This is a genomic window from Klebsiella michiganensis (genome assembly GCA_000963575.1).
GTDB lineage: Bacteria > Pseudomonadota > Gammaproteobacteria > Enterobacterales > Enterobacteriaceae > Cedecea > Cedecea michiganensis_A.
Genome location: CP011077.1, coordinates 620537 through 636010, shown reverse-complemented (window position 1 = coordinate 636010; position 15474 = coordinate 620537). Strand labels below are relative to the sequence as shown.

Genomic DNA, 15474 nt, shown 5'->3' with positions numbered 1-15474 from the left:
TCACATCAGGAAAGAAAAAGTGGAACTGCATACCCTTGTAGGCTTAATTGGCGTGTTTTGTTATTTGCTGGCCTACGCACTGGTTCAGATGCGAAAGCTGTCTATAGATTCAAATGGTTATGCCGGCCTTAACATCGCAGGCTGCGTGGGTGGGCTGTATTCGCTCAGCCATGATTTTAATTTAGCGTCGGTAATATCACAGTCGATGTGGTTGGTTTTTACGCTTATAGGTATGCATACTTCTTATCGCCGGCGCGGTGCGCTGAAAAATAAAATACCGCCGCTGGACTTAGAGACGATAAATAAACCAAAGGATTAAAATTGATTCATCAGTTATTTCCCGTCACGTTATATAAGAAAACGTTATGGCCAATGAAATAAGCAGATGATTTATTGATGACCAAAATAATAAAATAATTATCTTTTGTGATTTACATCTATTTTCTGCTTATTCCGCCAAAGGCTGTCGCTGCAGCCAGCTCATCACATGGCGAACCACCGGCTTCATGTAGCGATCCTGAGGAATAAGCAGGAAACATTTACTGGCGGCCGCCAGCTTTCCAGAGTGCGCCGCGACAAGTTCTCCCCGGTTAAGGTAATCCTGCACCAGCCCTTCCCAGCCGAGTAATATCCCATCGCCGCGTACGGCCGCCTCCACTAAAAACGGATAGTTATTGGCTCGCCAGGTTTGCCGGGGCACAAAGCTCAAAACATTTTGCGAGGCAAACCAGTTACTCCATCCGGTCCACTCCCGCTGGGGATCGTCCTGAATCAGCAGCGTGTGCTGCAGCAGCGCTTCCGCCGGTGCGTCCGAACCAATGCGTGACAGAAAAGCCGGGGAGCACATCGGGTAGCAGACTTCATCAAAGAGCGGCGTAGCGTGAAAGCCGATGGGCACGTCCCGCAGGTAAAAAATAGCCAGATCAAACTCCGAGGAGCGCAATTCGGAGAAATTATCGGTAATTTTCATACGAATCTGCAAATCCGGCAGCTCACGATGCAGGGCAGAAAGCCGGGATGAAAGCCACAGAGAACTCATGGCGCTGGTGCAAGCGATAGTGACCTGTGGCAGCCCGGTCCAGCCCATCACTTCCGCCGTGGCATGCGACAGCGCCGCCAGCTGCTGCCTGACCCGCTCGGCATAGGCTTCACCGCGTGGCGTAAGCAGTACCCGCCGCTGGGTACGGGTAAAAAGCTTGCAGCCGAGCATCTCTTCCAGCTGCAGAATTTGCCTGCTGGTGGCACTTTGCGTCAGGTTAAGCTCTTCCGCCGCACGAGAAATGTTGCCATAGCGGGCCACACATTCGAAGGCGATAAGGGTATTAAGGGGCGGTAGAGGCTCGATCTGCATTAAAGAAGCCTTAAAAGGCAACGGCACGGTCATAACACACTAATAAGGAAGGCAAGAACTGACAAGCCTGATGCATCAGAAATACCTCAGGCTTCTCATGAAGGCCACGCGTGGACGCATCCGTTCAGCGCCGGTGGAGCAGATTATTTACTCCACGGAATAATCGGCACCGCGCTGATGGCGTTCTTCGGCGATCCTTCAACCACCCGGTCAGAGTAGGCCAGATAGGCCAGTGCATTCCGCTTCGCATCATAGAAACGCACCACTTGCAGCTTTTTAAACACCAGCGACGTGCGCTTCTGGAAGACGACGTCGCCCTGTGCTTTACCTGCTTTGATCTTGTCGCTCAACTCAACCGGGCCAACCTGCTGGCAGGAAATTGCTGCATCAGAGGTGTCTTCCGCTAATCCCAGCCCCCCCTTAATTCCACCGGTTTTTGCGCGACTGATATAACAAGTCACGTTCTTCACATCGGGATCGTCAAACGCTTCGACTACAATCTTGTGGTCGGGGCCAAAAACTTTAAATACGGTATCCACCGATCCGATCTGCTCCGCGCTCGCACCGTAGCTCACGGCCAAAAGCGCACTGCAAAGTGCTAAAGCTTTATATTTCATATTGTTACCATTGTGTAAAAATCACCCTATGGGACTATTCAACAATTGGACAAAAAATCGTTGAATATCACATTATTAGCCAAACCTGCCTCCATAATCGGCAAGTTTGGCACAACTTGTTAAATAAAAACGGTGAATGCATAAACTACAAAAATGCTATCATCCGCTACCTTAGTAAACAGGCATTCGCTTGTATGGATGAGGATATTTTATGGATCAGGCTGGGATCATTCGCGATCTTCTTAGCTGGCTTGAGGGCCACCTCGACCAGCCTCTCGCCCTTGATAATGTGGCGGCAAAGGCAGGTTATTCCAAGTGGCATTTACAACGGATGTTTAAAGAGGTTACCGGGCACGCTATTGGTGCCTATATTCGCGCCCGCCGACTCTCCAAATCCGCCGTTGCTCTGCGCCTGACTGCGCGCCCAATTCTCGACATTGCGCTTCAGTACCGCTTTGACTCGCAGCAGACGTTTACCCGGGCGTTTAAAAAGCAGTTTGCTCAAACGCCGGCGCTCTACCGTCGTTCTCCTGACTGGAGTGCTTTCGGTATGCGCCCACCGCTGCGTCTCGGCGAATTTACGCCTCCACAGGCCCACTTCATCACGATGCCAGAAACGCATCTGGTTGGGGTGACGCAAAGCTACAGCTGCACGCTGGAGCAAATCTCCGACTTCCGCAATGAGATGCGCATCCAGTTCTGGACACAGTTCCTGGGGAACTCACCGACAATTCCACGGGTGCTGTATGGCCTGCATGAGCCTCGTCCAAGCTCGGAAAAAGATGACGAACAGGAAGTCTTTTACACCACGGCGCTCACGCCGGAGCTGGCGAATGGTTTCCTGCCGGACTCGCATCCGGTGGTGCTGGAGGGTGGGGATTATGTGCAGTTTAACTATGAGGGACTGGGCACCGGGCTGCAGGATTTTATCCTGACGGTTTATGGCACCTGTATGCCGTCGCTCAACCTGACGCGTCGTAAAGGTCAGGACATCGAACGTTTCTATCCTCAGGATGAAACGCGGGATCAGGATGTGCCGATGCATATCCGCTGTGAATACCTGATCCCGGTTCGCCGTTAACGCTGGATTTCATCCAGAGCAGGGGCATCAAGATGCGAGATGTCTCCTGCTGTTTCAACCACCCATCCAGACGCCAGCCACGGGCTGTGCTGATAATCCACGCGGGAAATCGAACAGTTGCGCAGACGCAGGCGACGTTCAGCCCACGCCGGTAAGCCAAGAATCGTACTCACCAGCCCACCCAGCGCCATACCGTGGCTCACCAACAATGGCCGGCTTCCGGCCGGTAGCTCCCGGCAGGCATTCAGGGCTTCGTGCATGCGGTTACTCAGTTCCAGCATGCTTTCGCCTTCAGGAATACGTCCGTCCGGCGTACCGTCCACCAGACGACGGCGCCAGCCCTCTTCCTCTTCGGTCAGCGAGTCCATTTTGCGGCGTTCAAGCACGCCCATGTTGAGCTCGCGCAGGCGGGGATCCAGGATAATCTCGCAGCCGCAGGCTTCGGCGATGATCTCTGCGGTGCGGCGAGTACGACCTAAATCGCTGCTGATAATATGAGTGATGCCAAGGGCTCTGGCTCGTTCGGCCACTTGCCAGGCCTGACGTTCTCCATTTTCAGTCAGCGCGCTGTCTGACTGCCCCTGAAGGCGGCGTTCTGCATTCCACTGCGTTTCGCCATGACGAACAAGGTATACCTGTAACATGCGTTTTTTCCGTTATACTCCGGTCACGAAATATCGAGAGTTCTGACTTATTATGAACCATGTCGTAGCTGCAACAACCAATCCCGCCAAAATTCAGGCGATTCTGCAGGCGTTTAGCGAGATTTATGGTGAAGGATCCTGCCATATTGAGCCCGTGGTCGTCGATAGTGGCGTGCCGGAGCAGCCCTTCGGCAATCAGGAAACGCGAAGTGGCGCACGATGCAGGGTTGCTAATGCCCGGGAGATCAGACCAGATGCCGACTTTTGGGTCGCCATTGAGGCCGGTATCGACGAAGGTAGCACCTTCAGCTGGGTAGTGATCGAAAATCGCCACCAGCGCGGCGAAGCCCGTTCGGCCACTCTACCGCTCCCAGAAATTATTCTGCAGAAAGTTAGCGCCGGAAACGCTCTGGGGCCGGTGATGTCGGACTATACGGGTATCGATAAGATTGGTCGTAAAGAGGGTGCCATTGGGGTGTTCACCGCCGGAAAGCTCACGCGTAGCAGCGTTTACCATCAGGCGGTGATTCTGGCGTTAAGCCCGTTTCATAACGAGATTTACCGCCGGGAACCTATTTAGCGGTTTGAGCTGCCACTTTGCAGCAGCTCTTTTTCAAGCCATGCCCGTAGCTCAGTCGGCGCGGCTTTCAGGCTGTTAGAACCACGGGTAATGGTTGCGATACCCGCGCCCAGTTCATTTTTCAGCTCACGCTGGCTAAGCTCACCGCGCAATAACTCTTCGATTATCCGTACCCGCGTGCCTAACGCAGTACGTTCATCCGGCGTCAATAGCAGCGTCAGCAGAGGCATGTGAAGCTCCTGCCCAAAAGCTTGCTGCAATAGCCCCACAAAGCGGAGCCACTCTTTATTACTTTGTTCGGCCTGTTCCGCCGAATACTGAGAGAGCTGAGTCATGTCAGGCCACCATACTCTTTAACTAGTACGGCAGCATAACATACTCTCCGCGCAATCAGTAACGCCGCTGCCACTCGCTGTCCGACAGAATTTTGTCAGGCTGCCCCATGAAATAGCGGTAATAGGCATCGTAGGCCAGCACGTTTTTCACATAGCCACGCGTTTCTGAGAACGGAATACTTTCCACGAATGCAATGGCATCAATCCGCCCCGCGCTGTTCCCAAGCCAGGTCCGCACGCGTCCCGGCCCGGCGTTATAGGCGGCGGAAGCAAAAATACGGTTATTTTCGAACTGCTGGAATACATACTGCAGGTAGCTAGTGCCGATATTGATGTTGGTGTCAGGATCCAGAAGCTGCACCGGGCTGCTGTAGCCTGGAATACTGAACATCTTCACGGTATGGGTGGCGGTACCCGGCATGATCTGCATCAGCCCGCTTGCCCCCACCGGGGAACGCACTTTCGGGTTCCAGGCGCTTTCCTGACGGGCAATCGCCATCGCATAGCTTTGCGGAACAGTTTTGCCGCTAACATAGCGGGCAAAGGTGCCTTTATAAGCTAGCGGGAAGCGCTCTTCCAGGTTATCCCAAAGCTTGCCGGCAATGGTTGCCTGCACGCTAAGATCCCACCAGTCCTGCTCAAAAGCATAGCGCGCCAGCCCGGCCTGCTCCTGCTTGCTGCGGCTGGTGACCAGATTTGCCCATTCGCTTCGCGCGGTGTTGTCCATGTTCCAGTACATCAGCTCGCGGACACGCGCCATTTCAGGCCCCTGCACCAGCGCCGGGTTCACGGGCTCAGCTTTATCCACGCGCAGAGGATACTCTTCCCCAAGCCGCTGTGCGGCGACCATCGGGTAGAAACCACGCTGCTGCATCAGAGTACGCAGGATCCCTTTCGCTTCGTCTTCGCGTCCCCGCTCCAGCAGTAAATCAGCCTGCCAGTAGCGCCATTCGTCTTTCTCTTTGGCTTCCATCGGCAAACGCGCCAGCCAGGTGTTCAATCCCGTGCGATCGCCGGCGCCCAGCGCCATACGCACACGCCGTTCAATCAACGAGGTGGACTGGGAACGCATAATAGCGTCATCCCGCCAGCGGGCCTGTTCATCCGTCACGTCGCTGCCCATCAATCGCCAGGCCACAACGTCACGCAATTCCTGCACCTGCTCCTCGGTAAGTTTCTGCGCCTGGGCCAGGGACGGGATCATCAGGCGAGCATTTTCTACATCCTGCCGGGCGACGCTTGCAAAGGCGATAGCCGCCGCCTGGCGGGTGAAGTCCGTGGCCCCTACCGTATTGGCAAAGGTCAGCACTGTGCCGGGATTATTTTGCAGGCTGACAAGGGCGCTGGAGATGGTCTGATATTCCGCTGGCATCTGGTTCGCAAGCGCGTTCACCAGCGAGGTATTCCCCTCTTTCATCGCCAGACGGATGCGTTCGAGATAAGCCAGAGGATCCTGCGTGCCGGAAGCTCGCCACGCGGAGAACAGCGCATCACAACTCGACGGCTGGCTCTTTCCCGTCAGCCACAGTTCTTTCGCTCCGGCCCAGGCGGCATCCGCCTGCCCGGTATTCCACTTGGCAAAATAGTAATTACATTTTGCTTCGTTAGTGGCGGGTGGCTCAGGGCTAAAGGCCAGCAGACCACGCCAGTCCTGACGCCTTGCCAGCTCGTTAACAAACCGGGAGCTTAAGGTACGCGCCGGAGGCAGGGTTGGGTTCGCCTGGATAAACTGGGCCACTGCAACGGCCGGCTCGTTCATCAGGTCGTCGGTGAGCTGGCGGTATTCGAGGTAAGGATAAAGAGGATAGGTTTGCAGCGTGGGCATCAACTGCTGCACCACGTCCATTTGCTTGTTATCCCAGGCCTGTTTAATTTGCGCGTAGCGGTTGCGCTGCTCATCGAGAGAGTCCGCACGTACTGCGCCGTTTAACATCACCAGGCTAACGCCCGCGGCAAGCAACTGCCATACGACTTGTTTGGCTTTTACCACACCTTCTCCTCATTATTTTCCTGACGGCATCATGCCTGCGCTGCAAAAAGCGAATGCATTCATGCTAACCAGGGGAGACACAATACGCCATGTCAGGAAGGTATATTTTGGTCATTAAACGTATAAAGGCGCCCTGCGCGGCAGAAGCACGATACCCCGCTGGGATTAGACCGTGAAAACCGCTACACTTCGCCTTTGTTATGTACCATCTTACATCACGATAAAAGAGGCAAAGTCGCACTGTGGCTCAATTCGTTTATACCATGCATCGTGTCGGCAAAGTTGTCCCGCCGAAACGACATATTCTGAAAAATATTTCGCTCAGCTTCTTCCCTGGCGCCAAAATCGGCGTGCTGGGTCTGAACGGTGCCGGTAAATCCACCCTGCTGCGCATCATGGCCGGCATCGATACCGATATCGAAGGTGAAGCCCGCCCTCAACCTGGCATTAAGATCGGCTATCTGCCGCAGGAACCTAAGCTGAATCCGGAACACACCGTACGTGAGTCCGTAGAAGAAGCGGTTTCCGAAGTGGTCAACGCCCTGAAAGGCCTGGACGAAGTCTACGCCAAATACGCCGAGCCGGACGCGGACTTTGATAAGCTGGCCGCACAGCAAGGCAAGTATGAAGAGATTATCCAGGCGCACGACGGTCATAACCTGAACGTGCAGCTGGAGCGCGCCGCTGATGCCCTGCGCCTGCCAGACTGGGATGCAAAAATCGAGAAGCTGTCCGGGGGGGAGCGCCGCCGCGTTGCGCTGTGCCGCCTGCTGCTGGAAAAACCAGACATGCTGCTGCTCGACGAACCAACTAACCACCTGGATGCAGAATCCGTGGCATGGCTGGAACGCTTCCTGCACGACTTCGAAGGCACCGTTGTGGCTATCACCCACGACCGTTACTTCCTCGACAACGTCGCCGGCTGGATCCTCGAACTTGACCGTGGGGAAGGTATTCCATGGGAAGGTAACTACTCCTCCTGGCTGGAGCAGAAAGATCAGCGTCTGGCACAAGAAGCCTCAACGGAAGCGGCTCGCCGTAAATCCATTGAGAAAGAGCTGGAGTGGGTTCGTCAGGGGGCTAAGGGCCGTCAGTCTAAGGGCAAAGCCCGTCTGGCGCGCTTCGAAGAGCTGAACAACACCGAATACCAGAAACGTAACGAAACCAACGAACTGTTTATTCCACCTGGCGCACGCCTGGGGGATAAAGTGGTGGAAGTAAGCAACCTGCGCAAATCTTACGGCGACCGCCTGCTGATTGACGATCTGAGCTTCTCCGTACCAAAAGGTGCCATCGTCGGCATTATCGGTCCGAACGGCGCGGGTAAATCCACCCTGTTCCGCATGATGTCCGGCCAGGAACAGCCTGATAGCGGTTCTATAACCCTGGGTGAAACCGTGAAACTGGCCTCCGTTGACCAGTTCCGCGACGCCATGGATAACAGCAAAACCGTGTGGGAAGAAGTCTCCGGCGGCCAGGATATTATGCGTATCGGTAATACCGAAATGCCAAGCCGTGCCTACGTGGGCCGCTTTAACTTTAAAGGCGTCGACCAGGGCAAACGCGTGGGCGAATTGTCCGGTGGTGAGCGCGGTCGTCTGCACCTGGCGAAGCTGCTGCAGGTAGGCGGCAACGTTCTGCTGCTCGATGAACCAACCAACGACCTGGATATCGAAACCCTGCGCGCGCTGGAAAACGCCCTGCTGGAGTTCCCGGGCTGCGCAATGGTTATCTCGCACGACCGCTGGTTCCTGGACCGTATCGCTACCCACATTCTGGACTACCAGGATGAAGGTAAAGTCGAATTCTTCGAAGGTAACTTCACCGAATACGAAGAGTACAAGAAGCGTACCCTTGGCTCAGATGCCCTGGAGCCAAAACGCATCAAGTACAAGCGCGTCACCAAGTAAATGCGAAAGGCACCTTCACGGTGCCTTTTTTATGCCTGGCACCCTCTTCATGGGAGCCGTTTCTTAATTACAAATACCCGAAATTATGCCAGGCCCGGCAGAGGTTCCGTTCACTTCCAGCCCTGTTTTATATGCAGTCACTGTGCTCTGAACATGCAGGGGTAACAAATGTACGAGTGAACGGAATCAAAACCACTCCTGCATAACCGTAGGAATTCGAGACTAATCGACAGCCTCAAACGAGAGCACAGGACTGAGGGCATCAAGCCCCACAGCCCATTCTTTATCGCTGCTCGCCCATCATCTCTTTCACCAGATCCACGCAGCGCAAGAAACGTGAGTCATAGTCTGACTCCTCAACGTGAATAAACTCGATGTTGTTCTCCGTGAGCATCTCCACCAGCAGGTTCTGGAACGATTTTCTGTCCACGTCGCTGCCGAGGCTGCGTAAACCGTCCGCCACCCACGGCGTATTGTTTTCCAGCAAAATAACCAGGTCAAATCGGTATTCGTCGATCAGCGCCTGTACAAACGGGTGCTCCCGGCCTTCATATTTCTTGCAGAATGCCTGAGTGGTCACAAAGTCGGTGTCGATAAACGCCACTTTATTGGCGTACTTCACCGCAAAGTCGACGTACTGCGCGTGGCCGATGGCAATTTTGTCGTAGTCAGAATACTGCAGCGCCATTTCGTCCCCGCCAAGATGAGAAAAGACGTAATCCCGCCCGTACTCCCAGGCACTGGTGGTGTTGAAGATGTTGGCGAGCTTGTTCACCATCCAGGATTTGCCGCTCGACTCACCCCCGAGTATTGCCACCGTGCGCACGAAGAACGGTTTTACCTCGGTAGGAATGTATTCCCAGTAGCGGAACGGGTTTTCACGGATTTGGGTGCCGCTGATGTTCATGAAGGTTCGCTTCGGATCGACAACCACCGTTTCGATCCCGAGGTGCTCAGTGAACTTCGCGGCGTCCCCTTCTTCCGAGGTGTAGATCCGGTCAGGGGAAATACCTTTGCTGTCCATAAACGCCTTAATCCCCCGGCTCCAGACGTCCCAGCCGTGCGGATAAGGCTCCATCCCCTCCTCATTAAAGGAGTGGATGCGGATATTCTTCTGGTACTTGAAGGTCTGCAGCAGCCAACGCAGGCGGTCTCCGGTGGTTGGTTGCTGGGACATCGCGCTATCGTCGAATAACGCGCGGTCACGGGGCTCATCGTAGCCCATGATGATATGCAGCTCGTCCACCTGGCTACAGGCGCGCTGGATCAAGTAGATATGCCCGGTATGCAGCGGATAAAACTTGCCGAACACCACGCCGACTTTCTTTTCACGACGCGGAAATTCCAGCCCAAGGAAACGGTGCAGCGCTTCAAGCTTCTGCGCGCTTGGGCTTTTGATTTTCGCGTTCAGTAACTGGCTCAGGTAGCCTTTAGTCATGCCGCTGGCGTCCGCCACCTGCTGTAAAGTACAGCCCTGCTGACGAATAGCCGTTTTAATATAGTCGAATGACGACACGCGCTGCCTCCTGCCGGAGCGGGAACGGTTCCCGCAAGTTACTCAATTATAAGTCGTCGAATACAGAAAGCGCATCAGCAAGTTTTTTCACGCCGAAGACCTGCATCCCTTCAGGAACTTTTTTCGGTACGTTGGCCTGCGGCACAATCGCGCGCTTAAAGCCGTGTTTAGCCGCTTCGGAAATACGCTCCTGGCCGCTGGGTACCGGGCGAATTTCACCCGCCAGCCCGACTTCACCAAACACCACTAAATCCTGCGGCAAGGCTCTGTCGCGCAGGCTGGAAACCATCGCTAACAGCAGCGCCAGGTCGGCACTGGTTTCGGTCACTTTCACGCCACCAACCACGTTCACAAACACGTCCTGATCGGCCATCTGCAGGCCACCGTGACGGTGCAGTACCGCCAGCAAAATCGCCAGACGGTTTTGCTCCAGGCCAACGGCCACGCGGCGTGGATTGGACATCATTGACTGATCCACCAGCGCCTGAATTTCAACCAGCAGCGGGCGCGTCCCTTCCCAGACTACCATCACCGAGCTGCCCGGCGTCACTTCATCGCCCCGGCTCAGGAAGATAGCTGACGGGTTGCTGACTTCGCGCAGCCCCTGCTCGGTCATCGCGAACACACCCAGCTCGTTCACCGCCCCAAAGCGGTTTTTATGGCTGCGCAGAGTGCGGAAACGGGAATCAGCATCACCGTCGAGCATGACTGAACAGTCGATACAGTGCTCAAGGACTTTTGGCCCCGCCAGAGAGCCGTCTTTAGTGACGTGCCCCACCATCACGATTGCCACGCCTTTCGTCTTCGCAAAGCGCGTCAGGTAGGCTGCAGTTTCACGCACCTGCGCCACGCTGCCCGGCGAAGACTGTACATCCGCCATGTGCATCACCTGGATCGAGTCGATCACCATCAGCTTCGGCTGTTCTTCCTCGGCGATCATACAGATCTGCTCGATGCTGGTTTCCGACAGCATATTCAGGTTTTGCGTCGGCAAGCCCAGGCGGTGCGCGCGCATCGCCACCTGCTGAAGTGACTCTTCACCGGTGACGTACAGGGTTTTCATTTGTTCGCTCAGCTTGCAAAGCGTTTGCAGCAGCAGCGTTGATTTCCCGGCCCCCGGGTTACCACCAATCAGAATGGCACTGCCCGGTACTACACCGCCGCCCAACACACGGTCGAACTCTTTAAAACCGGTGGAGAAGCGCGGCAGCTCTTCGAGGCTGATGTCCGAAAGCTTTTGTACCCGGCTGACGCCCGCGCTTCCGGCATAGCCGGAAAGGCGTTCGTTGCGGGCAACCTGTGGAGAAGCGGCGATGCGCACTTCGGTAATGGTATTCCACGCGTGGCAGGCGCTGCACTGCCCCTGCCAGCGCGGGTAATCCGCACCACACTCGTTACAAACAAATGCGCGTTTTGGAGCTTTCGCCACCTTTATACCTCTTGTTAACGTTCTTCCTGAATCAGGCTGCCGGACAGAATACAGAACACGCCCATCAGATCCGCATGACGGATACTGACTTCACTCTTCTCATTCACCTTCGGCTTAGCATGATAGGCAATGCCCAGGCCTGCGGCATGGATCATTGGTAAGTCATTGGCCCCGTCGCCAATAGCAACCGTCTGCGCGGCGGGGATTTCATATTTTTCAGCCAGCCGCTTCAGGGTGACCGCTTTGAACTTCGCATCTACAATCTGCCCCAGCACTTCGCCGGTCAGCTTGCCGTCGCAAATCTCGAGTTCGTTGGCGACAACCGCCGTCAGATTCAATGTATCGCGCAGGTATTCGGCGAAGAAGGTAAACCCGCCTGAGGCAATCGCGACTTTCCAGCCCAGCGTATCCAGGTTTTGTACCAGAGATTTTAGCCCCGGCATCAGCGGTAGCTCATCGCGAACCTGGCGCAGAATATTAGCATCCGCACCCTTCAGGGTTGCCACGCGCTGACGCAGGCTGGCGGTAAAGTCCAGCTCGCCGCGCATTGCACGTTCGGTGACTTCGGCCACCATTTCACCGGTTCCAGCCAGTTTGGCAATCTCATCGATGCACTCGATCTGAATGGCGGTGGAGTCCATGTCCATGACCAGCAGCCCAGGCGTTTTTAAATGAGGGATCTTGCCCAGCGGCGCCACGTCCAGCCCGGCTTCATGGGCAAGCTTGGTCGCGCGCGGTGTTAAAGAACCGGCCAGGCGAATAACCTGGTAATCTTCCACGCACCAGGCGGTCACAATCACCATCGCCGCACCCAGCTTGCGCTGATATTTGGTCAGGCATTGCTTATCCAGGCTACGCCCGTACAGGAGCCAGCCACTGCGGCCGGCGCGGTAGTCCAGCGGCATCACTTCGTCGCCGCTCAGGGAAAGCGGCAACCCAGGCCAAAGTGAAACATCGTTAGGCAAATCGCACCAGGTCAAACTGTTTGGCATTGCGGCTCCAGAATCAAGTAAACATACCCTTTCGCAGTCGGTTAGCGGGCTGATGGCAAGGGATCATTCTCCTCACGCAGGCGTAAAGCCTGAGCTTCTGCCCTTTGAAGGATGCAGGGTATCCGGGTAAAAACAACGCATGAGGCTACCTTGTCCGCCTTGCTTCTGGCAACATTAAAGTACGCAATTTTCCAAAGGTGCATCATGGTTCGGGTAAAATTTAAATTTCGGCTCCACCGCGCAGTGATTGTGCTGTTCTGCCTCGCACTTTTGGTGGCGCTAATGCAGGGCGCATCCTGGTTCAGCCGGGGCAGTCAGCAGGCGCGAAACGTTCAACTGGAAGAGCTGGCCCGTACTCTCTCCCGCCAGGTCGCGTTTAATCTGGTTCCGGTAATGAAAACTGAGAACCCGGATGAAAAACGCATCTCAACCGTGCTTAACCTTTTGACTAAGGATAGCCGTATTCTGGATGCCGCCGTGTACGACAGCGAAGGCGACCAAATTGCGCGGGCGGGGGAAAACATAGAGGTTCGCGATCGCCTGGCGTTGGACGGCAAAAAAGCCGGCAGCTACTTCAATCAGCAAATCGTCGAGCCTATCACCGATAAAAGCGGGCCTATCGGCTACCTGCGCATCACCCTGGATACCCACACCCTTGCCACCGAAGCCAAGCAGGTGGACAACACCACCAATATTCTACGCCTGATGCTGCTCCTCGCCGTCGCTATCGGTATTGTGCTGACCCGAACGCTGCTGCACGGCAAACGTACCCGCTGGCAGCAATCGCCTTTCCTGCTGACCGCCAATACGAAGGTCAAAGAAGAAGACGACACCAGGTAAAGCTCCCGCGGTAAATTCGCCGCGCTGACCGCATGGTAAGATGATGCCCTTCTTCTGGGACAAGGATCTTGTTTATGTCGACTTTGCGTTTGCTTATCTCTGACTCTTACGACCCGTGGTTTAACCTCGCCGTTGAAGAGACTATTTTTCGGCAGATGCCCGCCACTCAGCGGGTTCTGTTTCTGTGGCGTAATGCGGATACGGTGGTGATTGGCCGCGCCCAGAATCCATGGAAGGAGTGTAATACCGGGCGTATGGAGCAGGACAACGTCCGGCTGGCGAGGCGCAGCAGCGGCGGTGGCGCGGTGTTCCACGATCTCGGCAATACCTGCTTCACGTTTATGGCCGGCAAGCCGGAATACGACAAGAGCATTTCCACGGCTATCGTGCTGAACGCGCTGGAAAGCCTTGGCCTTAATGCCACCGCTTCCGGGCGCAACGATCTTGAAGTCGAAACCGCCGAGGGAACGCGTAAAATTTCCGGCTCCGCCTACCGCGAAACCATGGATCGTGGATTCCACCACGGCACCCTGCTGCTGAATGCCGATCTTAGCCGCCTGGCCAACTACCTCAATCCCGATCCGAAAAAACTGCAGGCTAAGGGCATTACCTCGGTGAGAGGCAGGGTCGCTAATCTCAGTGATATCAAGCCTGGGCTGACCCACGAGCAGATAGCCGAGGCGATAACGGAAGCGTTTTTCGCCCATTATGGCGAGCGCGTTGAAGCAGAGCATATTTCTCCCGAAGCGCTGCCTGACCTCCCGGGTTTTGCCGATACATTCGCCCGCCAGAGCAGTTGGGAGTGGAATTTTGGTCAGGCTCCGGCCTTTACACATCTGCTGGACAACCGCTTTAGCTGGGGTGGCGTTGAGCTGCATTTTGACGTCGAGAAAGGCCATATCACCCGGGCACAGGTCTTCACCGATAGCCTGAACCCTGCCCCGCTTGAGGCGCTGGCCACACGGCTAAAAGGCTGCCTGTACCGCAGTATTTTGCTGCAGCAGGAGTGTGAAACGCTGATTTACAGCTTCCCGGAACAGGAAGCCGAACTGCGGGAACTCTCAGCCTGGATTGCTCAGGCGGTACGTTAGGCCAGCCGCCTGAGCCGCTCGCTTAACAGGCCTACTTGCTCAGCCATTCCCGCCGCAATTTGCCGGAATGGCTCGCTCAGCATCAAATTAAGGCTAAGCTCGCACCAATAGCGCTGCGCCCATGGCTGCACCTCGAGCCACGCTTCGCCGGGGACGTCGGCATCAATATTAATCTCAATGCAACCTGCCCGCATATTGCCCGAACTGCCCGGTGCCCACGCCATCGGCAGCATATCGTAGACCGGCGTTAGCTCGAGCGGGTGGTCGGACAAAGGCTATTTACTTAAGATGAGAAATAAAATGAATAGATACTCGCCATAAAAAAGGCGCCCTCAGGCGCCTTTTAAACGAGAAGAAAAACTTACTCTTTGTCGCCCAGCAGGACGGATTCCAGAGCAATTTTGATCATGTCGTTGAAGGTGGTCTGACGCTCAGCGGCGGTGGTCTGCTCGTGAGTACGGATGTGGTCAGACACGGTGCAGATAGTCAGCGCCTTTGCACCGAACTCAGCGGCAACGCCGTAGATGCCGGCGGCTTCCATTTCCACACCCAGAATGCCGTATTTTTCCATCACGTCGAACATGGACGGATCTGGCGTATAGAACAGGTCTGCAGAGAAGATGTTGCCCACGCGAGCGTCAACGCCCAGCGCTTTTGCCGCATCAACCGCATTGCGAACCATATCGAAGTCCGCGATAGCCGCGAAGTCGTGATCCTTGAAGCGCAGACGGTTAACTTTAGAGTCAGTACATGCGCCCATACCGATAACCACGTCGCGCAGCTTAACGTCTGCACGAACCGCGCCGCAGGAACCCACGCGAATGATTTTCTTCACGCCGAAGTCGGTGATCAGCTCTTTCGCGTAGATGGAGCAGGATGGGATGCCCATGCCGTGACCCATAACGGAGATCTTGCGGCCTTTATAAGTCCCGGTGAAACCGAGCATGCCGCGCACGTTGTTCACTTCACGCACGTCTTCCAGGAAGGTTTCCGCGATGTGCTTAGCGCGCAGCGGGTCACCCGGCATCAGTACTACGTCAGCGAAATCGCCCATTTCTGCGTTAATGTGTGGCGTAGCCATTGTGTATTCCTTGATTT

16 protein-coding genes are annotated in these 15474 nt (G+C 55.4%); 6 read left to right on the top strand and 10 right to left on the bottom strand.

Annotation, left to right across the window (positions count from 1 at the left end):
- Window positions 1-19: 19 nt before the first annotated feature.
- Window positions 20-319 carry a cyclic nucleotide-binding protein gene (locus tag VW41_03075; protein AJZ88098.1) on the top strand — a complete coding sequence of 100 codons (300 nt, stop codon included), beginning with the start codon at window positions 20-22 and terminating at the stop codon, window positions 317-319.
- A gap of 129 nt (window positions 320-448) precedes the next feature.
- On the opposite strand, the gene VW41_03070 is transcribed toward VW41_03075, so the two are convergent.
- Together VW41_03070 and VW41_03065 are read right to left on the bottom strand one after the other, a co-directional pair.
- Entirely contained in the window at window positions 449-1351 is a 903-nt protein-coding gene (locus tag VW41_03070; GenBank protein ID AJZ91835.1) for a LysR family transcriptional regulator, read from the bottom strand.
- 143 nt (window positions 1352-1494) lie between these two features.
- Window positions 1495-1968 (bottom strand): hypothetical protein, encoded by a 474-nt coding sequence (locus VW41_03065; GenBank protein ID AJZ88097.1) that lies wholly within the window; start codon window positions 1966-1968, stop codon window positions 1495-1497.
- Between the two features lie 211 nt (window positions 1969-2179).
- Here VW41_03065 and VW41_03060 point away from each other — a divergent pair, with 211 nt between their 5' ends.
- Window positions 2180-3049, top strand: a complete 870-nt coding sequence (locus VW41_03060) for a transcriptional regulator (protein AJZ88096.1) — start codon at window positions 2180-2182, stop codon at window positions 3047-3049.
- On the opposite strand, the gene VW41_03055 is transcribed toward VW41_03060, so the two are convergent.
- Complete coding sequence (locus tag VW41_03055) at window positions 3046-3693, bottom strand: phosphoglycerate mutase (GenBank protein ID AJZ88095.1); 648 nt, start codon at window positions 3691-3693, stop codon at window positions 3046-3048. The two genes, VW41_03060 and VW41_03055, sit on opposite strands and share 4 nt — an antisense overlap.
- Window positions 3694-3745: 52 nt before the next feature.
- On the opposite strand from VW41_03055, the gene yjjX reads away from it, so the two are divergent.
- Window positions 3746-4273: an inositol monophosphatase gene (yjjX, locus tag VW41_03050; protein ID AJZ88094.1), complete on the top strand. Its 528-nt coding sequence runs from the start codon at window positions 3746-3748 to the stop codon at window positions 4271-4273.
- On the opposite strand, the gene VW41_03045 is transcribed toward yjjX, so the two are convergent.
- Both VW41_03045 and VW41_03040 read right to left on the bottom strand, forming a co-directional pair.
- Window positions 4270-4608 carry a Trp operon repressor gene (locus VW41_03045; protein AJZ88093.1) on the bottom strand — a complete coding sequence of 113 codons (339 nt, stop codon included), beginning with the start codon at window positions 4606-4608 and terminating at the stop codon, window positions 4270-4272. The two genes, yjjX and VW41_03045, sit on opposite strands and share 4 nt — an antisense overlap.
- A 55-nt stretch (window positions 4609-4663) precedes the next feature.
- Window positions 4664-6598 carry a lytic murein transglycosylase gene (locus tag VW41_03040; GenBank protein AJZ88092.1) on the bottom strand — a complete coding sequence of 645 codons (1935 nt, stop codon included), beginning with the start codon at window positions 6596-6598 and terminating at the stop codon, window positions 4664-4666.
- Between the two features lie 242 nt (window positions 6599-6840).
- Between VW41_03040 and VW41_03035 the strand changes: the two genes are divergently transcribed.
- Entirely contained in the window at window positions 6841-8508 is a 1668-nt protein-coding gene (locus VW41_03035) for an ABC transporter ATP-binding protein (GenBank protein ID AJZ88091.1), read from the top strand.
- 283 nt (window positions 8509-8791) lie between these two features.
- On the opposite strand, the gene VW41_03030 is transcribed toward VW41_03035, so the two are convergent.
- Genes VW41_03030 through serB form a run of 3 tightly spaced genes read right to left on the bottom strand, consistent with a single transcriptional unit; the run spans window position 8792 to window position 12445 of the window.
- Window positions 8792-10024, bottom strand: coding sequence for a transcriptional regulator (locus VW41_03030; protein AJZ88090.1), 1233 nt, complete (start codon window positions 10022-10024; stop codon window positions 8792-8794).
- A 46-nt stretch (window positions 10025-10070) separates the two neighbouring features.
- Window positions 10071-11453: a DNA repair protein RadA gene (locus VW41_03025; GenBank protein ID AJZ88089.1), complete on the bottom strand. Its 1383-nt coding sequence runs from the start codon at window positions 11451-11453 to the stop codon at window positions 10071-10073.
- Between the two features lie 14 nt (window positions 11454-11467).
- Entirely contained in the window at window positions 11468-12445 is a 978-nt protein-coding gene (gene serB, locus VW41_03020; protein ID AJZ88088.1) for a phosphoserine phosphatase, read from the bottom strand.
- Window positions 12446-12649: 204 nt separating this feature from the next.
- Between serB and VW41_03015 the strand changes: the two genes are divergently transcribed.
- Both VW41_03015 and lplA read left to right on the top strand, forming a co-directional pair.
- Window positions 12650-13285, top strand: coding sequence for a hypothetical protein (locus tag VW41_03015; protein AJZ88087.1), 636 nt, complete (start codon window positions 12650-12652; stop codon window positions 13283-13285).
- Window positions 13286-13359: 74 nt separating this feature from the next.
- Window positions 13360-14376 (top strand): lipoate--protein ligase, encoded by a 1017-nt coding sequence (gene lplA, locus VW41_03010; GenBank protein ID AJZ88086.1) that lies wholly within the window; start codon window positions 13360-13362, stop codon window positions 14374-14376.
- Here the strand turns inward: lplA and VW41_03005 are convergent.
- Together VW41_03005 and deoD are read right to left on the bottom strand one after the other, a co-directional pair.
- The gene (locus tag VW41_03005; protein AJZ88085.1) at window positions 14373-14609 is read right to left on the bottom strand and encodes a hypothetical protein; all 237 of its coding nucleotides are present in this window, start codon (window positions 14607-14609) and stop codon (window positions 14373-14375) included. The genes lplA and VW41_03005 overlap by 4 nt on opposite strands.
- Before the next feature lie 128 nt (window positions 14610-14737).
- Window positions 14738-15457, bottom strand: coding sequence for a purine nucleoside phosphorylase (gene deoD / locus VW41_03000; protein ID AJZ88084.1), 720 nt, complete (start codon window positions 15455-15457; stop codon window positions 14738-14740).
- Window positions 15458-15474 lie beyond the last annotated feature (17 nt).